General features: G+C 68.9%; 1 protein-coding gene. It reads left to right on the forward strand.

Annotated elements, in window-relative coordinates:
• Positions 1 to 169: 169 nt before the first annotated feature.
• Entirely contained in the window at positions 170 to 805 is a 636-nt protein-coding gene (locus tag VR44_RS39730) for a ScbR family autoregulator-binding transcription factor (protein WP_045952565.1), read from the forward strand.
• The last annotated feature ends 152 nt before the right edge of the window (positions 806 to 957 follow it).

The raw sequence follows: 957 nt of genomic DNA on the forward strand, positions 1-957 counted from the left end.
GGGTGGGGGTGTTCGGGGTGCGGGCGGGTGTTAACGGCGTTAATGGGGGTGCTCCGGTGGGAGTCCGGTCCGGCTCCGGTGGGGGAACCGACTGTGGCGCAGGATGTCTTGTACCCCATTTCTGCGGGGCGGGCCGTTGATGCGGCGGATGCGGTGTGGAGAGCCCCCCATGGTCAAGCAGGAACGTGCGGCACGCACGAGGGAATCGCTGGTCCACGCCGCCGCGGAGGTGTTCGCCGAGGAGGGGTTCACGGCCGCGTCGATCGCGCAGATCAGCCGGCGGGCCGGAGTGACCTCCGGAGCCCTCCACTTCCACTTCGAGGGGAAGACCTCCCTCGCCCTTGCCGTGGAGGAGCGGGCCGCGCGGGCCATGCGGGAGGCCGCGGCGGTGAACGAGGAACGCGACCGGGCCGGCGGGCCGTTGCAGGTGCTGGTCGGCTCCACCTACACGATGCTGTCGCTGCTGACCGAGGACATCGGTGTCAGAGCCGCGTTCGCACTGTGCGCGGACGCCGGGCACGAGAGCCGGCTGGACCTGCGCCGGCAGTGGAAGCTGTGGACCGAGGGGTTGCTGGTCGCCGCCGAGCAGGCGGGGCTGCTGGCCGAGGGGGTGTCACCACAGGAGGCGACGGACCTGGTGGTGGCGTTGACGGTCGGGCTGGACGGGCTCGGCGGCTTCGAGCCCGGGCACGGTGCCCGGCAGCTCCTGACCCGGATCTGGAGCGTGGTCCTGCCGGGGATCGCGAACGGCGAGGCGGCGGCTGCGGCGCTCATCGAGGCGGCTTCCGGCAAGGAAACAGACTGAATGGTTTGATTTTTGGGGTCCGCAGAGTGTTATATGGCTGTGTTGCGAGGCGGCTGAAGAGCTCCATGTTGTCGTGGGTGATCTGCGGATTACACAAAAGCCCAGGTCAAGTGGGTGAGCTGAGCGGCGTCGAGATCTTGCCAGGGTGGAAA

The sequence above is a fragment of the Streptomyces katrae genome (assembly GCF_000966975.1).
In the GTDB taxonomy this organism is placed as follows: domain Bacteria; phylum Actinomycetota; class Actinomycetes; order Streptomycetales; family Streptomycetaceae; genus Streptomyces; species Streptomyces katrae.